The sequence below is a fragment of the Prevotella multiformis DSM 16608 genome, from assembly GCF_000191065.1.
Taxonomy (GTDB): Bacteria; Bacteroidota; Bacteroidia; order Bacteroidales; family Bacteroidaceae; genus Prevotella; species Prevotella multiformis.
On sequence record NZ_GL872282.1, the window covers coordinates 425509 to 446717 of the forward strand.

Annotated in this window: 13 protein-coding genes; 3 read left to right on the top strand and 10 right to left on the bottom strand. The window is 55.8% G+C overall.

Annotated elements, in window-relative coordinates; all coding sequences use genetic code 11:
* The first annotated feature begins 188 nt into the window (after positions 1–188).
* Positions 189–896, top strand: coding sequence for an SDR family NAD(P)-dependent oxidoreductase (locus tag HMPREF9141_RS01815; protein WP_040554344.1), 708 nt, complete (start codon positions 189–191; stop codon positions 894–896).
* An 806-nt stretch (positions 897–1702) separates the two neighbouring features.
* On the opposite strand, the gene tamL is transcribed toward HMPREF9141_RS01815, so the two are convergent.
* The 6 genes from tamL to HMPREF9141_RS01850 all read right to left on the bottom strand — a co-directional run bounded on the left by tamL (position 1703) and on the right by HMPREF9141_RS01850 (position 13878).
* Complete coding sequence (gene tamL / locus HMPREF9141_RS01825; protein ID WP_007366709.1) at positions 1703–4129, bottom strand: translocation and assembly module lipoprotein TamL; 2427 nt, start codon at positions 4127–4129, stop codon at positions 1703–1705.
* The gene (locus HMPREF9141_RS01830; RefSeq protein WP_007366710.1) at positions 4113–9257 is read right to left on the bottom strand and encodes a translocation/assembly module TamB domain-containing protein; all 5145 of its coding nucleotides are present in this window, start codon (positions 9255–9257) and stop codon (positions 4113–4115) included. Before HMPREF9141_RS01830 ends, tamL begins: the two co-directional genes overlap by 17 nt.
* A 280-nt stretch (positions 9258–9537) precedes the next feature.
* The gene (locus HMPREF9141_RS01835; RefSeq protein WP_007366711.1) at positions 9538–10224 is read right to left on the bottom strand and encodes a sigma-70 family RNA polymerase sigma factor; all 687 of its coding nucleotides are present in this window, start codon (positions 10222–10224) and stop codon (positions 9538–9540) included.
* A gap of 38 nt (positions 10225–10262) precedes the next feature.
* Positions 10263–10904 carry a DedA family protein gene (locus tag HMPREF9141_RS01840; protein ID WP_007366712.1) on the bottom strand — a complete coding sequence of 214 codons (642 nt, stop codon included), beginning with the start codon at positions 10902–10904 and terminating at the stop codon, positions 10263–10265.
* A gap of 37 nt (positions 10905–10941) precedes the next feature.
* On the bottom strand, positions 10942–12147 hold the full coding sequence (locus tag HMPREF9141_RS01845; RefSeq protein WP_007366713.1) for a tetratricopeptide repeat protein: 1206 nt from the start codon (positions 12145–12147) through the stop codon (positions 10942–10944).
* Positions 12148–12159: 12 nt separating this feature from the next.
* Positions 12160–13878, bottom strand: a complete 1719-nt coding sequence (locus HMPREF9141_RS01850; RefSeq protein ID WP_007366714.1) for a glutamine--tRNA ligase/YqeY domain fusion protein — start codon at positions 13876–13878, stop codon at positions 12160–12162.
* A 954-nt stretch (positions 13879–14832) separates the two neighbouring features.
* Here HMPREF9141_RS01850 and HMPREF9141_RS01860 point away from each other — a divergent pair.
* On the top strand, positions 14833–16095 hold the full coding sequence (locus HMPREF9141_RS01860; RefSeq protein ID WP_007366717.1) for an Nramp family divalent metal transporter: 1263 nt from the start codon (positions 14833–14835) through the stop codon (positions 16093–16095).
* Positions 16096–16422: 327 nt separating this feature from the next.
* Here HMPREF9141_RS01860 and mltG read toward each other — a convergent pair whose 3' ends face one another.
* Entirely contained in the window at positions 16423–17457 is a 1035-nt protein-coding gene (gene mltG, locus HMPREF9141_RS01865; protein ID WP_007366718.1) for an endolytic transglycosylase MltG, read from the bottom strand.
* A 160-nt stretch (positions 17458–17617) separates the two neighbouring features.
* Between mltG and HMPREF9141_RS01870 the strand changes: the two genes are divergently transcribed.
* The gene (locus tag HMPREF9141_RS01870) at positions 17618–18274 is read left to right on the top strand and encodes an HAD family hydrolase (RefSeq protein ID WP_007366719.1); all 657 of its coding nucleotides are present in this window, start codon (positions 17618–17620) and stop codon (positions 18272–18274) included.
* Between the two features lie 131 nt (positions 18275–18405).
* On the opposite strand, the gene HMPREF9141_RS01875 is transcribed toward HMPREF9141_RS01870, so the two are convergent.
* From HMPREF9141_RS01875 to HMPREF9141_RS01885, 3 genes are all read right to left on the bottom strand, one after another.
* Positions 18406–19158, bottom strand: a complete 753-nt coding sequence (locus tag HMPREF9141_RS01875) for a shikimate dehydrogenase family protein (RefSeq protein WP_007366720.1) — start codon at positions 19156–19158, stop codon at positions 18406–18408.
* 98 nt (positions 19159–19256) lie between these two features.
* Positions 19257–19991: a bifunctional demethylmenaquinone methyltransferase/2-methoxy-6-polyprenyl-1,4-benzoquinol methylase UbiE gene (ubiE, locus tag HMPREF9141_RS01880; protein ID WP_007366721.1), complete on the bottom strand. Its 735-nt coding sequence runs from the start codon at positions 19989–19991 to the stop codon at positions 19257–19259.
* 252 nt (positions 19992–20243) lie between these two features.
* A complete protein-coding gene (locus tag HMPREF9141_RS01885; protein WP_007366722.1) occupies positions 20244–21194 on the bottom strand; it encodes a phosphoribosylaminoimidazolesuccinocarboxamide synthase in 951 nt (316 codons plus the stop codon).
* Between the last annotated feature and the right edge of the window lie 15 nt (positions 21195–21209).

Below are 21209 nucleotides of genomic sequence, written 5' to 3' on the forward strand. Positions count from 1 at the left end.
CCGGACATATCAGCCCGCGACGTACGGGGAACTGAATGGGAAAAGCCGAAAGTACAGAGAACCGCCAGGGAGAATATCCGTGGCGCAGGCGGGTTATTCAAAACAAAACAGTACCTTTGTACCCGGAACATCCCATGCCGACATGGCAACAGGGGGTTCTGAAAAAACTTATAAAGAAACAGACAACTATGGGAAAAGCTTTAGTGACGGGTGCAAACAAGGGAATCGGTTATGGAATCAGTAAATTCCTGGGCAGAAGCGGATGGCAGATCATCATCGGCGCACGCAGCCGTCAGCGTGCGGAGAAAGCCATGAAAACGCTGAGGGAGGAAGGAGCGGAGGTCATCGGCTGGCAGCACGTCGACCTGTCGGACAATGCAAGTCTGGAACAGACCGCCAGGGAGGTAAAGGAGAAACATCCCGATCTGGAACTCCTCGTCAACAATGCCGGGATTCCCGGCGACATGGAGGTTCCCAGCTACCGGACCGAACTCCGGGATGCGGCAGAGACGATACAGGTGAACTACCTCGGGACATTCGCTCTGACCCAGGCCCTGATCCCCCTGCTGGCGGCGAACAGAGGGCGGATTGTAAACATCACAGTACCCTCGGAAGTGAGTCCGTACTGGCATCCGATGGCTTATGTGGCAAGCAAAGCGGCACAGAATGCCATGACCGGCATCATGGCAATGGAATTTGAGAAGAACAACTTCCCGGTCGAAATCTTCGACGTCCATCCGGGAGCCACCACGACCGACCTGAACAACCATTATACCGGACCGGGGGCGCACTCCGTGGATGTCGTCGGTGAGAAAATCGCCGCTGTAATCAATGACGGGAAGAAACACCAGGGCGAATTCATCGAACTGTACCCGATCGTGGATGAGGGACGGTAGCCTTGCTGTCCATGAAATGGGGCAAGGCAGACAAGCCATACGGCAATCTGTCTCCTTTTCGGTTCTTCCGCTAAATGCGTAGATTGGAAGAAGAACAAAGGCTTATGCGCCTGCAGGGTATGACTGCCCGGAATCAGACGGCTTTGCAAAGGAGGATAAACTACAAGACAAAATGCAGAAAAGGCGAAATTGATACGATGCCTGTCCATCAGCATGTCTTTCCGTCTTCCACAGACGGCTTATTCCCACATCATCGGTGTTTGTAAACTGTTTTCATGCAACGCAAAGCAACACATGCCCTTCTGGCTTCTAAAAGATGCCTGATTGACTTGCAACAGGTGCCCTTTCAGCGCGTTATCAACGCCCTTTTGAAGTCCAATCAGGCACCTTTTTGAACGGTTTGACAACCAATTGATTGACTGCTGGTTACGGACTTGCTTTTTTGCGTATGTTTGTATATCCGCAGATGATTTGTTTGGAATTATGTAATGGTTTTTCAAAATCCTGTCTGTATTTCCAACATATTAAATTGAAAAGGGCTTTGTATCGGAGGATGATAAAAGGATGGACAGCTGACCGTCTCGCCCATGTTCTTGTTGAATGAATCACTTCGGCCCTTCCGTTAAAGCCATACGAAAAGCGTCCACGCACTGAACGGAAGAACAAAAGAATACCGGCGAAGCCGGATTTCATCCTGCAATGAAATCCGGCTTCGCCGGTATATATAATGTCTGTCTGGCAGCAAGACCAAAGAAAGCCCCTTTCTCCACGAGGCGCTGCAGGCATCTCCCGGGACGGACGGCAGATCAGAAAGGAAGTCCGATCGCCAGATGGAGCGCCTGCGCTTCCTTGAAACTGGAGATATTGTAAAAGCCGTTCTTGCCCGTGTCATACGGCACGTGCAGGCCGACACCCCAGTCTACCCGGAGCATGAAGTAACCGAGATCGTAGCGGAGACCCACACCGGTGCCGAGTGCCATCTCCTTAAACAGGTTCTTCATCTTGAAGTAGCCGCCGGGACGGCCTTCGTCATAGTGCATCGTCCACACATTGCCCGCATCGAGGAAGACCGCTCCATAGAGCGAACCCATCAGCCGGGGACGATACTCAAGGTTCATCTGGAACTTGATGTCGCCTGTCTGTTCCACATACGAGCGGCGGCGCTGGGTAGACCGGTAGCGTCCCGGACCGATCTGCCGTGCGTTGAAGGCGCGGATGCTGTTGGCTCCGCCCACATAGAACTGCTCGGTGTACGGAGCGAAACGGCTGTTCCCATATGCCCAGAGAGTTCCTGCATTGACGTGGGCGGCAACACTGCTCTTCTCCGCCACCGTCCATACCTTCGTCAGATTAGCCTCTGCTTTGAGAAACTGTGCGAAAGGGTTCTTGAAGAGCTGCTTGTCCTTCTCGCTCCAATGACGGCCCGACAGGGCATAAGCAGCCGACAGCACATTTGACGCTTCACTCACGGTAGTCCATATCTTCACGGGATTGCGGTAGCGGACAGGACTCATGAAGGTGTACTGGAACAGCATCTTCGGGATGAACTGGTCCGCCATCGACACCTCCAGATAGGGTACGCTGTCGACGAGTTCCAGGTAACGGTCGGTCACCTTGTGCATGTATTCATACGTCAGCGAGAGCGGCGAGAACGAGTAGCTGTTGCGTTCATTGGGCTGCCATTGGTAGGTCAGTTCTCCGGACACCACATGCCGCTTGAAGTATTTGGCACGGTTCAGCACGTCGACAGAGGCTTTCAGCGTCGTGGAAGGCGTAGCATAATAGGTACGGGGCGGTTTCGGCCTGTACACCAGCCCCTTTTCCGCAGCCTCTTCCACCTTTCTCTGTATCTTCATCCAGCGTTTACGGGGAGGCGCGACGAAAGGATTGACAAGGCGCGGAATCTGCAGGCTCGCCTCGACACCGTACTCATAGTTATTGATTCCCAGACGGCTGCGTCCGTCGTCATCGTCGTTCGACGACCATTCGTAGGCACCGTGTACCCGCAGGTTCAGCCTTTCCCCGCCACGGAAGGCATTGCGCTTGGTAAAACCGATAATGCCCTCGGGACCGTATCTGCCGCTTGTCTTGCCTTTTCCATACGCCTCTACATAGAAGTCGTAAGGCTTGTCGAACAGGCAGTCCACCTTCATGTCCAGGATATGGCACGTATCCGTGGTGTCACGCGGGGTGAACGTGAAGTTCGTAGAGGTGTACAGTCCGCTGGATCCCAACTGCCGCTGGCTCTGTTCATGCAGCTTGTAATTATACAAGGTACCGGGCCACATCTTCAGGTCGTTGGCGATGGTACGCATACGGAGCGGCATGTGCGACCCGTTGTAGTTGACGATGACGTCACGGAAACGGCGCTGTTTCTCCAGCTTCTCCATAAACTCACGCTGCAGGTTGACGGTGACCGTACCGATCGTCCACTTCCGCAGGGCACGGGGACTCACCGAGTCGGCCATCTGCAGGCGAACGGCTGCCTCGCCATGGACGAGGGTCGTATCTGCAAGATAGCTGGCGTCGCTGTTCTGATAGTAATAATAACCGTTGCTGCGGAACAGTTCCGTAATCCGTTTGCGCTCCTGCTCGAGTGTCGACACATCAAAGGGATCTCCCTTGTGGAGAACCGCCTCGTCGAGGTGAGCCGTTATCAGACTGTCAGCCGCCGGCGGGAAACTGGCATACCGTACGCTGTCAAGCGTCCACAGATGTCCCATATCGACCGCATAACGCAGCCTCCCTTTCTTCGGATTGCGCTGTGCAATCCGCTCATAGCTGATTTTTCCGTCAAAATAGCCGCGCTTCTTCAGCAGGTTCTCGCCCACGGTGACACGCAGGTCAGGCGTAGTGGAACTCATCAGCACCGGTGCCGAGCCGAAAGCCTTCACCATCCAGCGGCCGAAGCGGGTGGTGTCCGGCGAAAAGGCATTCCATACCCAGAGACCCACAGGGAAAGGCGACCGTATATGCGGGCTGCCCAGCAAGGCAGCATTGGGCAGGGTTGCCAGGATCACGTCAAGCTCTTCCTGCACGGCAATGAAATGCTTGTTACGCTGGTAGCTGCTGTATCTTGTCGACTCCATGCCGGTGTACAGCTGCTCGCCGTCGGGAATGGCGGAGGTAGTGCTGCAGCCGGTCAGGTTCATCAAGACAACCAGCCCTAACAGCCCTATGGGGCTTATGTAGCTTACCACATTAAGCCACCTATGGTTATTTTTTCTTCTCATTGACAAAATTAATTAAGCTGTCACGGCGCGGAGTCGCTGCCGGCGGCAGGATGACAGGCTCATCCTCCTTGAAGCGGAAGATGTCCCTGAAATGGCGCAGCTTACGCCTCCACATGAAACCGGCGCCGAACTCGCTCAGGCTGCCCTCCAGCCAGTCGTAGGCCTCACGCTCATAGTAGAGCTTGAGGTATTTCGTCTCCTTCTGGTTCAGGCGGTATTCGAGCGAGAGATTATCGAAGTAGGCTCCATTCTCTTCTGAGAACTGCGATCCGGTTGCGACACGTCCTCCCATCACAATGCGCAGACGGTTGTTCCACAACCGCTTGGAGAACTTGAAGGTATAATCCGTGTGCAGGTTGCCGTTGACATCAGCGGCACTTTCCATGTTGGCCGTAAGATCCAGCCCCATGGAGTTGAGCGCACGGCCCGTAATGGCATTCACCTGTGTCTGAAGGAAGCCTGCCAGGGCACCGCTCATCGCCGTGTTGGCACTTGCCGAGTTCTCTCCGTCGAAATACATACCCGATGCCAGCATCGTAACGGCAAGTTTCGAGCGTTCTTCCACACTCTTCGTGTTCAATGTGTTCTGCACCTCCTGGTCCTCAGGAGCAGAGATAATGAACTCGACTCCGGGCTTGGGGAACTGCCGGGTAAGGCTCACGCCGCACTTGAAGTCCACTATCCTTCCTTCCCCGGTACCATTGGAGACACTTGTCCTGACGTCTTCCGTCGCCGTAATGTTCAGCGTCGGACGCATCGGATCGCCTGTGAATTCAACGTAGCTTCCGTCCTGGATATTGAACGTACGCAGTGGAATGACCGGCAGGGAGTACTTCATCTCGCCCTCGCTCAGCGTGTACCGTCCACGGACCTGCACCCCGTTCGTCGGGTCGTAGTTCAGAAGCAGACTGCCTCCGCCTATGAAGTCGATGTAGTTGGACTGGTCGGCATTCAGTGCGCAGAGCACATGTGCCTGCTCATCGATGTCTACGGCAAGTCCCATCGTGAAGCCGGTGATGTCCGGCCGCCTGACGACATCCACCGTAGAGTCGTTGAAATCGGTGAACTGGACGAGGTCGTTCAGTTCCGTGTCGGTAGCCAGTGTGCCGTCGCGTACCACATACGTCATATCCGTGTTGCCCAGCACATCGAGCTTGCCGCCCATCTGCAGGTTGTCCAGCGGCCCGCTGACCTGACCCATGAAGTCGACGAAAGCCTTGCCGTACACCTCCGAACGCGGATTCTTCTTCGCATTGATGATCTGGAAGTTCTTGGCTCTCATGCGGGCGTCGAGCCTCATCCTGTCGAGATTGGAGAAGTCAAGATAGCCCGAGATGTCGAGGGGAGAACCGTTGCTGGCAAAGAGTTCGAAGTTCTCAAACTCTATGTGGCTGTTGCGTATCAGGACCGGGTCGTCGGCAAAACGCATCCTTATCCCATAAGGCACACTTACCAGATAAGAAGAGTCAAGATAGACTTCACCGTTGATGTCCAGTTTCTTCAGCGGTCCTTTCACCGACAGTGTCCCTTCTCCTACGCCCTCAAGGCCGACAAGCTGGTCGGGAACAAATCCGTTCACGTAGTTCAGCGGGAAGCGGTTCATCTCCAGCGTGGCATCCAACGACCCTGCTCCTTCGCTTTGATAAGTACCCGAGAGGATGCCGACCTCCTTTCCGTCCTGCGTGATGATGCCATCCACACAATGCGATCCGTCCCCTTTAGGCATATACACGAACTGTGTCCCGACATCTCCCATCGGGCAGTTCTCATAGACGAGCTTCTTGATTGTCATATCGGTCGACACTGTAAGGTCGCCGGCTGTCTGGACAATGTGGTAGTCGCCGTCGAGCACGCCCGAGATATTCGGTGCGAAAGGCAATACCGTGAACAGCTTGCCCAGTTCAAAGTGGTTCATAGAGACCGTAACATTCTGCAGCGAGGTGCTGTCGGCATCCTCTGTCGAGACGAGCAGGCCCGTCCCGTCCGCCGCCTGAAGACGCAGGTTGGCCGACAGGCGGCGGTCACGTCCGATATAGATATAGTTGGAATCGTTGACGGCAAACGACTTGTAGCCCAGAACCGACTGTGGAGAGATAATCGACAGCTGTATGCCACGACCCTTCATCGCAGCCTGCAAAGCCAGATCAAGTCCGGTCTTCCCCTTGTTGTCAAGGATGGTAGCATGGGTCTGCAGGCCATGTTCGTACAGCACGCCACGCAGATAGCCGTGATAAGGATAGGTGTTCTCCGGGCTGTTGTTCACTGCCAAAGAATAATTGACCTGACCGTCTACGCTTGTGACATCGGCCCGGATGCTGTCAAGATGCACATCATCATATACGAGCGAATCGATGCTGATCTGCCCGTCGATGCCCCTCTCCGGCGAGGAGTACAGATCGATGTCGGCCTCCTTGAAAGCATAGCCGTCCCGTGCAAGCAGATTGCTGAAGAGATTGTCACGGCCGCTGCGGAGCGTGAAATGTCCTACGGGAAGCTGGCGGAGCAGGGCCGGCTGGTCTATGCGCCGGCTGGAGATCTGGCTGAGGATGCTTTTATAAATCTTCTGCCCCGTCGCTGCCAGCCGGTGTACACTACTGTTGAATGACGTATTGAGGCGGAAGTCGCCCCCGCTGACGGCGGCATGTACCGTATCGCGGCGGCTCATGAGATCGACATTCACATCTCCCGGGACATAAGTGTGTTGCCCGTCGGTCACACGGAGGTCGCCGATCAGTCCCCGGACACTCATTTCATCCTCTCCCGCCATGGCAAACGACGCATTGGCGGCGAAACTGCTGGACAGCGGTCTGTCCACGACTCCCAGCTGATAGAGGTCTATCCTGGGGAATACACCCTTGACCGCACCATCTATCTTTCCGCCCCGCATTGCAGCGTCAACATGGAAGCTGCCTTCTGCCAACGACACATATCCGCCTTTGCGCAGCTCATTCAGCATAACTTTGCCTACGTAACCGTTTACTGCATAGTAATGCTTCATGTCCGAACGCAGGGACAGGTCAGCATCGGCTGACGTCACATAATGTTTCCCGATCAGTCCCAGAGCCTGCAGATCTGCCGTCGTCAGCCTTCCTTTCACATGGGCATCAAGCCCTGCCGGACGCACATCCGCCCTTACATCAAAGTTCCCGGCAGCCAGAAGACGGCTCTTCTTCCTGCCTTCCTGCAAGAAACGGAACGAACGGAGGAGACCCGTGACATGGTGGGTGGCCGCCATATCCGAACGCACATCAACGTCGGCCCAGGTCGAGACGACATATCTCTCTTTCATCATTCCCAGTGCATGCAGATCCACCCTGTGCAGCCAGCCGCGCACGTGCCCGTCGACCGACTTCGCACTTACCCGGCCTTTGTAGGAGAAGTCGCCGCCCAGCATCCTGTTCGTGCTCTTTATATGTGCCGACAGCTGCTCGCCATGCTTCGAGACGGCACCGTTCAGTCCGTCAAGCACGTATTTCCCATATTTAAACCGGCGGATACGCAGGCTTAGATTCGTCGATGCCCTCGGATCCATCACATCGGTGCCGCGTCCCCGTGTCTTCACAGAGCCGGAGAAAGGCGAAAGTCCCATGTGCGGGAGGAAATGCTGGAGCGGAAATGCCGTCGCATCAGCTGCAAGGCGATAAAGGCCGGTTGCCGTATCGTAGGCACCGTCCACCCGAATCCGGCCGCCGCCCTGGCTCAGCAGCATCTTCCCCGCATAAAGCGTCTTGCGCACATGAACCGTTCCGTCCAGACGGATTCCATGCGGCAGGGCTACCGTCCGGCGTACCGTGTTCGGCAGAAGTCCGGCGATAAAATCAAGGTTCCGGGCAGTTCCCTTCAGTCTCAGGTCGCTGCGGAGATGCCCGGCTCCCTTCGTCATATCGGCCACCCATCCAGTCCCCGTAAGGTCGAAACAGCCTGGCAGAGCAAGATGAAGCTGGCGGAACGAGACCGACCGGAGATTGCCTTCCAGCTGTCCCTGAACGGTCATCCGGTCTTTCGGGAGAGCCCGGTAGACTTTCCCAGGTACCGATGTGAGGAAAGGACGGAAGTCGGCAAGACTCAGGTGTCCGTCCAGCTGGGTAGAGATCCGTCCCGGACGGTCATCGGCAAAGGCGTTCATGTCCATTTCAAAACGTCCTGCCAGCTCCGTCCCCGGCATCCGGAGATAGAGACCGGGCAGACTGAGACGTGTGGAATCCATCGCAAACCGTCCGCGGAAGTCTTTCAGCACGAACCCGCTTTGTTCCCGGAGATTGGCCGTCCGAACACGCAGGGACAGCTTCGGAGCAGCATAGAGGAAAGAGTCTATGCCGATGTTCACGTCACGCATTGCGATGTGAGCCGCATCAAAGCCCTGACGTACACGGCTGACATAATTCTGGTCGTAGCTGAACCCGCCCCCCTGCCAGTCCACATTCGCCACCTTATATATATTGTCATGCAGCAGGAGTTCGGTTCCTTTCGCCGCCGCTTTCGTGAAATGGGCATGGACGCTCATCGTGTCACCCGGCAGATGAAGCGTGAAACCGGTTCTGGCGAGATGGAGGCGGTCTATGTTGATCCGCCACAGCGGCTTCTGTTTGTGTGGGTCTTCGGGTACGGTGTCACCCAGGGCGACATCAATCCATCCGCCCTCGACATCCGCTTTGTTCACACGTACCGAATCGCCGACGAGATTGACGGCATGGCTCACAATGTGCAGCCGCTGCAGGTCGCCGCGGATACGGAGGTCACCGATGAAGTTGACCGTATTCGCCTTCAGCTGCGTGAAGGTCAGTTCGTTCACCTCTACCCTGCTCTCCAGCAGCGGCAGCAGGTCGACGCTGGCCACCAGGCGGCGTACATCGGCCACCGTATCCTTCCTGTCCGGGATGGAATCGTTCTGCCGCAGTATCCGCAGGCCGTCCAGCTGGAGATCCAGAGGATAGGACAGGCCGACCTGATCAAGGCTCACCTCCATCCCCGTGCGTGCCGACACATACGCAGCGACCCGCTTTACCGCCCAGTTCTGTACCGGCGGACAGTAAAGCAGTGCGACAAGAACCAAAAACAGTACGACAGGTGTCGCCGCAATGGCAACCAGCCACTTCAAGCTCCTTTTCATATTTCTCACATTGGTCATCGGCGGCCCTTCCAAAAAGGAATCATTTAATCTGATAGGGTTAAAACGTTAGTATACTCCAACAACTGCCTGCAAAGTAACACAAAAAAATCGGAATAAAAGGCAGAAGAAAGGGGAAAATGAAAACAGAAAGCAGCCGGCAGACCGTATGCGCATACTGTGCAGAGGAGGTCGCTGCCCGTGCCAGCAGCAGCCCTCCCCGACGATGACAGCATACGCGCGTCTTCTCTCCTGACAGCGAAAGGACGGAACAGGCAGAGACAGAAGGTTCCCGTCCCGCCTACTTCAACCGCTTGTGGAGCTTCCGCAGTGCCTTGTCCCGGATCTGACGGACACGTTCCCGCTTCAGTCCCATGTGCTCCGCCGCCTCCGCCATGGTGTAATGGACACCGGAGAGGCCGTAGAGACAGGCGATGACCTGCCGCTCACGCTCATTCAGGACACCCAGTCCCTTTTGGATTTCCGAACTGAGAATCTCCTGATTGAGCTGCTCGTCGGCATGCGGCGCATTGTCGTTTTCCAGCACATTCTGAAGTGTGAAATTATTGCTGCTGCCGACAGGTACAGGCTGGTCGATAGAGATGGCGTGCGACCGTTTCTGCTCAGACCGGTTTTTCTCATTGCGCGGCAGCCTGTAGAGAGCCGCCTGTTCTTTTATGGCTTCCTCCATGGCCTTGCGGATATAGGGTGCGGCGAAAACGACGAAACGTACACCCCTTGACCCGTCGAACCGCTGTGCAGCGTGCATCATGCCGATGTTCCCCTCGCTGATGAGATCGTCCTCTCCCAGCCCGCGGTTGCGGTACTGATGCGCCAGTGAAACGACGTATTTCAGATTGGCCTTGGTCAGCTTCTCCAAGGCCTGTGCGTCGCCCACCTTTATTCTCCCGGCCAGCGTACGCTCCTCTCTGTCGGAAAGGGGCTGCCCGCCTGCTATCTCCTCCATGTACTTCTCGTTTGCAATCATAACAAGGGTTTATTTAAGTTGATCATCTGAGAACCGTCTCATGCCTGCCGGCTGCCGGCCTTTCTCCTCCTGACATACCACCTTACGGCAAAATAGAGACAGACCATGACAACCAGAAGAATCAATCCGACCTTGATGTACTCTCCGTATTCCAGAATCTTTCCATGGAGCTGTTCTTCCGGGACAAAGGCGTGCATGTAATGTCCGAGAAGCGCAAGGATGCTGTGCCATACACCGGCTCCCACGGTGGTGTAGAGCAGGAACTTCCAGTAGCTCATCTTCGCCAGACCGGCAGGAATGGAGATCAGGTGGCGGATGCCGGGCAGAAGCCGCCCCGTGATCGTAGCCACCAGACCATGCCTGTCGAAGTAACGCTCGCTCTTCTCCACTTTCTCCTGGTTCAGCAGACAGGCATGTCCCCACCTGCTGTTGGCGAACCTATAGATGATAGGCCGGCCGAGATACCATCCGGCAAGATAGTTTATCGTCGCACCGCAGTCGGCTCCCAGCGTAGCGAAGAGAATGACCAGCCACATGTTGAGGTTCCCGCCGGCCGCATGGTAGGCTGCCGGCGTGACGACCAGCTCTGACGGTACGGGAAAGACGGTGCTTTCGAGGAGCATCAGGAGGAATATGGTGCCATAGTTTAGCTGTGAGAGCAGCGCTGTGATAAAGTTCATTGTGATGCTTTTCTATTGATGAATGTTCGTTTGTTTCTTAGCTGTCCTGTGGGCGGAAGTCCGACGTAAGGTAGTCCTGCGGCCTCGTACCCTCCGGATAGAGGTCGGCCAGCACCTCGATACACTCCTCCGGATTTCTTTCAACGGCTTTCTGCAGAAACAGCCTGTATTCCTTTTCCTTCTTCAGTTCGTAGCAGCAGCGTGCGAGATAGGCGAAGCCGATGTCCCACCCGTCCTCCTGTTCCGGCAACAGGCTGATGAAGATGCGGTAAGCATATTCCACATAACCGTTGTCGAATGCTGAAATGCCGATGTGGACAAGGGTCAGTGCCTTGTCCTTCGACTCTGACAGCGCCTGCCGGTAGCACTGCTGCGCCTCGACGGCCTGCCCCTGCATAAGGCGGATATGTCCGATGGTGACATCGATGACACTGATGTCCTGACGGGGGCAGAGCTGTTTGTAACGCTCATAGTACTTCAGCGACTCGGCGTAGTTGCCCAGGGTGAAAAGTCCGTTCGCCTTGTTGAGGACGGCCTCTTCATCTTCCGGGTTGATGGCAATGGAATACTCGCTCGAAGTAATGGAATCCCGGATGTCATTCCTCAGAAACTGGTTCTGTGCCAGCTGGTTCCAGTAAGGACCGGAGTAAGGGTCGGCATCCAGCAGGTCGTTGAGGATCGCCTCGCTCTCCTCATACCGGCCGTGGCTCTTGAGGACACGCGCCTGAAGTTCCTTGTAGTCGTTCTCATCCGTCATCGACGAGCGGGCAAGCCACTTCTCCGTATAGTCCGTCTCCTCGTAATCGGAAAACAAGGCGGCGACGTCAAGGATATAGTCCTCACGGTCGTCCGGGTCCACCGTCTCGTCATAATGGGCCTGGAGGAAGCGGTCGGCAGCATCGGCGGCTCCCTCTGCCACCATGATTTCGGCCTTCAGATAAAGATAGTCCAGGTCGGTCTTGTCGACGATCGTCTCCGCTATTTCACCGGCGCGCTGCGGATCGTCATCGGTGAGCAGCGCCATGCGCGACTTGAAAGCGACCGGTGCCGTGGCGGTAGGATACATCCGCACGGCATAGTCGGCCGCCTCCATGGCCTTTCCGTCCTCGCCGACAGTGTGGTAATACTCGGCGACATCCGTCAGCTCCTCGGCATCGGGAAGTTCTCCGGTGTCGCCCTGCTGCAGCGCCTCGTACCTGCGGAGCAGCTGCCTGAACCTGTCACTGTGATAGTATATGTCCAAATCTGCCTGTTGTTATGCTTTGGCTTTCTTCGCCCATGTATCCTTCAGGCCGACGGTCTTGTTGAAGACAAGGTGCCCCTCGGTCGTGTCGGGGTCGAGCATGAAGTAACCGGTGCGCTGGAACTGGAGATAGTCGCCGGGCTTCTTCTCTGCGAGATACCGCTCGACGTAACAGTCCGTACGCACCGTCAGGCTCTCCGGATTGAGCAGCTCACGGAAGTCGCGCTCGTCGGCCGACGGGTTCTCGATGCTGAACAGCCGGTCGTACTCACGCACTTCCGCCTTCAGACAGTGGTCGGCACTTACCCAGTGGAGCGTACCCTTGACCTTGCGGTCGGCTCCGGGCATGCCGCTCTTGCTGTCGGCGTCATATTCCGCCCGGATCTCCGTGATGTTCCCTTCAGCGTCCTTCGTACAGCCGGTACATTTCACGATGTACGCATTCTTCAGCCGCACCTCCTTGCCCGGCGTCATCCGGAAGAACTTCCTGGGAGCCTCCTCCATGAAGTCGGCACGTTCTATCCACAGGTTCTTCGAGAAGGTGATGGTATGCGTACCGTCCGCCTCATTCTCGGGATTGTTGACGGCCTCCATCTCCTCGGTCTGACCGTCAGGGTAGTTGGTGATGACGAGCTTCACCGGGTCGAGGACGGCGCTGACACGTGTCGCCTTCCGGTTCAGGTCCTCGCGTACGGAAGCCTCCAGCAGTGCCACGTCGTTGAGCGCATCGAACTTGGTGTAGCCGATGGAGTCGATGAAGTTGCGGATGGATTCCGGCGAATAGCCCCGGCGGCGCATGCCGCAGAGGGTCGGCATGCGGGGGTCGTCCCATCCGTTGACGAGATGTTCGTCGACGAGTGTATGGAGCTTGCGCTTCGACATCACTGTGTAGGTGAGGTTCAGGCGGTTGAACTCGATCTGCCGGGGGCGGTTGTCGTGCAGGTTGTCAGCCGTTCCGTCATACTCCTTCAGGAAGTCGACGAACCTGTCGTAGAGCGGACGGTGGGGAACGAACTCCAGCGTGCAGATGGAATGCGTGACACCCTCGAAGTAGTCGCTCTGGCCGTGTGCGAAGTCGTACATCGGATAGCAGTGCCACTTTGTCCCCGTGCGGTGATGCGGAATCTGGATGATACGGTACATGATCGGGTCACGGAAGTGCATATTCGGATTGGCCATGTCGAGCTTCGCGCGCAGCACCATGCTTCCCTCTGCCGCCTCGGCAGTGTTCATCTTGTTGAAGAGAGCGAGGTTCTCCTCCACCGGACGGTCACGGTAAGGCGATGCCGTGCCGGGAGTGGTCGGCGTGCCCTTCTGTGCCGCAATCTCTTCGGATGTCTGCTCGTCGACATAGGCCAGGCCTTTCTTTATCATCCACACGGCGAAGTCCCACAGCTTCTCGAAGTAGTCGCTGGCATAATAGATGCTGCCCCACCTGAAGCCGAGCCAGCTGATGTCGTTGAGGATGTTCTCTACATACTCCGTATTCTCCTTGCTGGGGTTGGTGTCGTCGAAGCGGAGGTTGCAGACACCCTTATAATGTTCAGCCACACCGAAGTCCATGCAGATTGCCTTTGCATGGCCGATATGAAGATAGCCGTTCGGTTCCGGCGGGAAACGCGTCTGGATGCGCCCTCCGTTCTTACCCTCTGCGAGGTCCTCCTCTACCAGCTGCTCCACGAAGCTCAAGCTGCGCTTCTCTTCATTGGTGTTGTTGTCTATCGTCGTCATATTTTCCTGTTTGTTATTATGCTGCAAAGTTACTTATTTTTTCTCGTTTATGACAGACTTTGTTATAATTTAATAGTGGGCAGGACTCTATAAGCAACAGCCTTCACATTAAAAGAAGCACACCACATGCTGCAATGAAACGTTTGCACGGTTTTTCATAACAGAACGCAACACGTCACAGCCATCTGTCAACAAGAATGTTACAAAACACGCTCCGGGCAGAGACCGGCTGCAGAATCTGTAATAAAAAAATGTTTCAATATGAATAAAAAAGTTGCATAAAAGTTTGCTCGTCCAAAATAAATCTCTTATCTTTGCAGACGTTATCCTGAATACAATCTTTTTACCTTAAAGAGACTAATACCTATTGAGATTGAATGCCCATCGCTGTGAAGCGTAGGGCATTTTTCGTTTTCTGAAGATTCCCCCATTGACTTTTTAATGACGCATCCGCAGATTTCCCTCAGGAAGATTCATTAAGAAGACAGGGCATTTCCTTTCAATATAAAATGAAATAACCTGATAGAACGAGCACCGGATGTAACTATTTGTTATTTTCCTTACGGACCGGTCATTGCAGGACTTCAAGCGGCACCGTCACAGCAAGCCAAGAAGAGAAGCCCGGGGACGTCCCGGTCCGGTTCAAGGGAAGTCCGGGGAAACAGGCCTGCCGAGGCGTCGCCTTTCAGGTGGCCGGACTTCAGCTTCCAGCCGGGAAGAGCGGAAACGGAGAGAAGACGGCTGAAGATGCGCACGGAAACAGCAGGAGACAAGGCGTCGACAGCCATCCACAGAACCGGCAGGGCACGACGGAATCCTGCCATGCCGTACCGCTCTCCTGCTTTCCGGGGAATACCCAATTGTGGTGAATTTTAAGGCTGATCTTCGAGAATTGAGAAGCTGTATGGCTCTATCTCACAGAGATGTTGTAACTTTGCGGAAAACTCAATCGGGATGAAGAATATATTAAAAGAACTGAAACGCAAGGACCACCCCCGTGTGCTGGGAGCCTTGGATATCTTCAAGTACATCGGCCCGGGACTGCTCGTGACCGTCGGTTTCATCGATCCGGGCAACTGGGCGAGCAACTTCGCGGCGGGATCGGAATACGGCTATGCGCTGCTGTGGGTCGTGACCCTCTCGACCATCATGCTGATTGCCCTGCAGCACAACGTGGCCCATCTGGGCATCGTGACGGGACTCTGCCTGAGCGAGGCGGCCGTGAAATTCGCCCCCAAGTGGGTCGGACGGCCGATCATCGTGAGCGCCATCCTTGCCAGCATCTCCACCTCGCTGGCCGAGATCCTCGGCGGCGCCATCGCCCTGCAGATGCTTTTCGGCATGAGCATCCCCACCGGGTCCGTACTGACGACGGCGGCCGTACTCATCATGCTGTTCACGAACAGCTACAGGAAGATGGAGCGTGCCATCATCGGTTTCGTCTCCATGATCGGCCTGTCCTTCATCTATGAACTGTTCCTGGTCGACATCCACTGGCCGGCCGCCATCGAGGGGGCCTTCGTCCCGACCGTTCCGCAAGGCTCGCTCCTGATCATCATGAGCGTGCTCGGTGCGGTCGTCATGCCGCACAACCTGTTCCTGCATTCAGAGATCGTCCAGAGTAGGGAGATCCATCTGAAGGGAGACGCGCGCATCCGCTATATGCTGAAGTACGAGTTCATTGATACGCTCTTCTCCATGATTGTGGGCTGGGCCATCAATTCCGCCATGATTCTCCTGGCGGCCAGCACGTTCTTCTCGCACGGCCAGCACGTCGAAGAGCTTTCCCAGGCGCAGGCGATGCTGCAGCCGCTGCTGGGCAACAACGCCGCCAACATCTTTGCGATAGCCCTGCTGCTGGCAGGCATTTCGAGTACGATAACAAGCGGAATGGCGGCCGGGAGCATCTTCTCCGGCCTGTTCGGCGAGTCGTACAATGCCAAGGACACGCACTCCATCGTGGGCATCGTCCTCTCGCTGGGCATCGCGCTCCTGATGATCTTCTTCATCGGCGACCCGTTCAAGGGGCTGATCGTCTCGCAGATGTTCCTTTCCGTACAGCTGCCGTTCACGGTCTTCCTGCAGGTCGGGCTTACCTCCTCGAAGCGGGTCATGGGACAGTATGCCAACAGCAGGCCCAACATGATCTTCCTTTATTCGCTGGCCGGCATCGTCACCTTGCTTAATATATGGCTGCTGATAGAGAGCGTGGCATGAGTTCTCCGCATCGCTGCAAGGGAGACTTCCGCACGCCATGTGTCAAGGAAAAGTCATGACACATTTCAACAGAGGCTTCCCTGCAGGGCTGTCAGGCACCGGTTGGAGTCCAACAGGTGCCTGATTGAAAGCGAAAAGGTGCCTGGTTGGAGTCCAACCAGGCACCTTTTCTTGTACGAATTGTAATCTTTTGATTGTCTGCCTGTTGCATCCCCCTAAAAAAGAGGCGGGCGGACGGATTCCCGGACAGGGTGAACCGGCTTGCTGTAAACTATTTTCAACGAGGATTTTCCTGCCGACGTATTCCCAGCAGCCGCATCCCACCGGTCAGTTAATCCCGTGCGCATTCAGCGCCCTGGCATATTTATCCGCATTCACCTGATGCTCTTCGTAGGTCCTGGCGAAATTGTGCGTGCCGCTGAAGTCTTCTTTCGCACACATATAGATATAGTCGTGATGCACATAGTCCAGCACGGCATCGATGGCGGCCACCGATGGGATGCGGATCGGCCCGGGAGGAAGTCCGCGGTACTTGTAGGTGTTGTAAGGGCTGTCCACCGCCAGCCATTTCTGATAAATACGGTGGGCCGTGAAATTCTTTGTGGCGAACTTTATCGTAGGGTCGGCCTGCAGAGGCATGCGGATGTGCAGGCGGTTGATGTACATGCCTGCTATCTTCGGCATTTCAGCCACGTTGTCGGTCTCTTCGTCCACGATGCTCGCCAGCGTGATGACCTCCGCCTGCGTAAGGCCGGCTCTCTTTGCCTTCTCTTTCCGTTCAAAAGTCCAGAACTTCCTGTTCTCTTCGCTCATCTTGTCGAGGAACTTGTCGGCCGATGTGTTCCAGTAGAAGTCATAGGTATTCGGGATGAACATTGCCGGAATCGTCTCCGGCGTGAATCCGTATTTCCTGCAGGTTTCCCGGGAGGTCAGCCGGGAAAGAAGCTCGGCACGGCTGAACATCATCTTCTCACTGACATCTGCGGCAAGGTCGTCGAGCGTCCGCACGGACCTGATGGTTATCCTGACGGGTGCCTGAAGTCCGTTGATGATGTGGCGGGAGGTCTGGAGCGACCCCGATGAACCCACGGAGTAGCGGCCGGTCCGGATGTTTCCGGCATAGCCCATGACGGCGGCCAGCTGCCTGAACACCCAGTACCCCTGCGGCGTGGAGAGGGGCTGGAGCTTGGCACAGACCGAGTCGATGTTGTCGTCATCATCGATGAGGACGTACTGTTCCCTCCCGGTACGGGACATCGCCGAGAAGAAAAGGAAGTAGGCGGCACCTGCCAGTACGGCACAGACGGCCGCCGCGACCCATCGGGCTGATCCGCCCTTGCGCTTTTTATTCGTCTTAGACATCTTCGTTGTTATGGATTTCCAGGGTGCAAAGTTACAACATTACTGGTTGAAACGAGCAGGGCTGGGATGTTTTGATAGCTGCTTTTTTTGAAATTTAAGAGAAAAAATGGTCTGTTGTCTGTATTATTGCGTAATTTTGCTCAGCGAAAACAAACGGATAATGAAAGACTTTGACACATACATTTTCGACCTGGACGGCACGCTGCTGAGCACGCTGGGCGATCTGGCGGCAAGTACGAACTATGCGCTCCGATGGGCAGGGATGCCGGAACGGACCGTGGAAGAGGTGCGTATGTTCGTGGGGAACGGCGTCAAGCTGCTCATGCAACGGGCCATTCCCGGCGGGCTGGACAATCCCCGGTTCGAGGCCACCTACGCCAGATTCCGTGAACACTATATGGTACACAGCCTTGACACGACCCGTCCTTACGACGGTATTCCCGAACTGCTGCACGAACTGAAACGGCGCGGCAAGAAGCTGGCCATCGTCAGCAACAAGTTCTATGCGGCCACCCAGGAACTGGCCCGCCATTTCTTCCCCGACACGATCGAGGTGGCCATCGGCGAGCGGGAGACGATCCGCAAGAAGCCGGCTCCCGACACGGTGCTCGAGGCACTCCGCCAGCTGGGTGCACCGAAAGAGGGGGCTGTGTACATCGGCGACAGCGATGTGGACATCATGACGGCAAAGAACAGCGGGCTTCCCTGTATCAGCGTGCTGTGGGGATTCCGTGACAAGGAGTTCCTGACAGAGCATGGAGCAACCTGCTTCGCAGAGTGGCCGGAAGAGATTCTGGGCAGCACGGCCGACCGCTGATCCGTCCTGTGCGAGGAAGAATCCGCATCCCGCGGCAGGACGGGAACACCGGAGGCGGAGGCGGCTCCGGACCGAATGCTGAATGAACCGCATCATCAGGAAACGACAGTCCGGCAACACCGGACACAGGGCTATTTCTGTTCTTTCCCGTTCCAGAACTCCCAGCTTGCGAAGGCCTGGAGCAGAAGCATCTCGAGGCCGTTCTTCACGACAGCCCCCCGCTCGCGGCCTTTCGCCATGAAGAGCGTTTCGTCCGGATTGTAAAGCAGGTCGTAAAGGAGCGTATGGCTGTCCATCGCCTCATAAGGAAGTGCCGGACAGACATCGGCATTCGGGTACATGCCCAGCGGCGTACAGTTCACTACGACATTGTACTCACGGATGAGTGCCGGTGTCACCTCGTCATACGTCAGGACACCCTCCCGCTTCGTACGCGACACGAACATCGTCTCCAGCCCGAGCGACTTCAGACCGTAGTTGACGGCCTTGGAGGCACCGCCGGTGCCCAGGATCAAGGCTTTCTTATGGTGCCGTTCGAGCAGAGGTTCTATGCTGCGTGTAAAGCCTATCACGTCGCTGTTGAATCCTTTCAGCAGCGTCTTGCTGCCTTTGTGCGTGACGCGGATCACATTCACGGCCCCGATGGCCTCGGCTTCCGGGCTCAGGCTGTCCAGATAATCCATCACCTGTTCCTTGTAGGGGATGGTAACGTTCAGCCCGCACAGTTCCGGGTTGGAGTCGATTACCTCGATGAAACCATCTATCGAAGGAATCTCGAAATTGATGTACACAGCATTGATGTGCTCATTGTGGAACTTCTCGTTGAAATAGCCGATCGAGAAGGAGTGCCCCAAAGGGTAACCAATAAGTCCGTACTTGTCCATGTCTTAACCTTGTTCTATGTTTCTTCTGCAAAATAGGATGACTGTCTCCGCCTCACCCGCAGACCCTCTTCCCGCCGCGGAGCAGCCTTCCGGAAGGGTTATTTCTCAGCGAGATACATCGTACAGATACCGAATGTCAGCCGGTGGAAGGAGCTGCGGGAGAAGCCGGCCTTGCGGAAAATCCCCATCATCCGCTCGCCCTGCGGGAAGGCCTCGATCGTCTTGGTGAGGTATTCATACGCGCTCCTGTCTTTGGAAATCAGCCGGGCGTAGTTGACCAGTATCGTATGGGAATAAATGTGGAAAAGCTGTTTCATCGGGAAACTGACAGGTGTCGTCAGTTCCACGATGCTCAGATGTCCGCCTTTCTTCAGCACGCGGCAGATTTCGGAGAGCCCTTTGTCGAGGTTCTGGAAGTTGCGGATGCCGAATGCCGCCGTGACCGCATCGAACGTTCCTTCAGGGAAAGAGAGACTGAGACAGTCCTCCCGCTGGAAGGAAATCACCCCGTCCAGCCCCGCAGCCTTTACCTTCCTGCGGCCGATGGCCATCATGCCTTCGGATATATCCGCACCGACCAGCTGTCTGGGCTTCAGCTCCCTGGCGGCGAGAATGGCGAAGTCGCCGGTTCCCGTAGCGATGTCGAGCATCTGTTCCGGACGGAAAGGCAGCAGCTGGCGGATGGCTTTCCTGCGCCATCCTTTGTCGATATCCCATGAGAGCCGGTGATTCAGCGTATCGTAAGTAGGGGCGATTTTGTCGAACATCTCGGCGATGAGCTTGCCTTTTTCGCCTTCACCGTCATAGGGTTTTATCTTCTCCTGATCGTACATATTCTATATTAAGAGAGGTGTTCTGAAGCTGGGGGAGTGAAAGAATCCAGGGGAGGCTGCGGAGGGAAGAGCGTTACAGAAGTAAAGGAGCGGAGCCAGATACCCGCTCGAAAAGGACAGGTCCAGGAGCCAGTGGAGTCAAGGCAAACGGACCTTTGAGACAGGCTGTCCATCCGGCACGGGCGGCAACTGCATGCAGCCCCCGGCCCCGGTTCTCCTGCACCGTCCTGACTCCATCAGCTCCTTGAAGACCTACTTTCTTGAAGCGAGGTACCGCTTCACGTTCTTCTCGATACGAGCGGCGATGTCGCCTTCCTCTGCCGCCTTGTCGAACTTCTCGCCGGTGATGTGCTCGTAAAGTTCGATGTAACGGTCGCTGACACTTGCGGCATATTCGTCCGTAATCTCCGGCATGGTCTGCCCTGGCTCGTTCATGAAATCGTGCTCGATGAGCCACTGGCGCACGAACTCCTTTGAGAGCTGCCGCTGCGGCTCGCCCTTGGCGAGCTTCTCTTCATAGCCGTCCGCATAGAAGTAACGGCTTGAATCGGGCGTATGGATTTCATCAATGAGATAGCACTTGCCGTCCCGCTTGCCGAATTCGTACTTCGTATCGACCAGAATCAGTCCCTGCCGGGCCGCGATCTCCTGCCCCCGTGCGAAGAGCCGGCGTGTCCAGTCTTCGATGACAGCATAATCTTCGGCCGACACGATACCCTGCCGGATGATTTCTTCCTTGGAGATGTTCAGGTCGTGCCCCTCGTCCGCCTTGGTCGTCGGGGTGACTATCGGTTCCGGGAAACGCTCGTTCTCACGCATTCCGTCGGGAAGTCTCACACCGCAGAGCTCGCGGCAGCCTTCCTTGTAAGCACGCCATGCAGAACCCGTGAGGATGGAACGGATGATCATTTCCACACGAAAGCCTTCACACTTCAGGCCGACCGTCACCATGGGATCCGGCGTAGCCAGCTTCCAGTTGGGACAGATGTCGGCCGTCTGGTCGAGGAACTTGGCTGCAATCTGATTCAGCACCTGACCCTTGAACGGTATGCCCTTCGGCAGTACCACATCGAATGCCGAGATCCGGTCGGTAGCTACCATGACGATGAGGTCGTCGTCGATGTCGTACACATCACGTACTTTGCCGTGATACACACTCTTCTGTCCATCAAAATGGAAATCAGTCTTTGTCAATGCTTTCATTTTCTTCTATGTTTA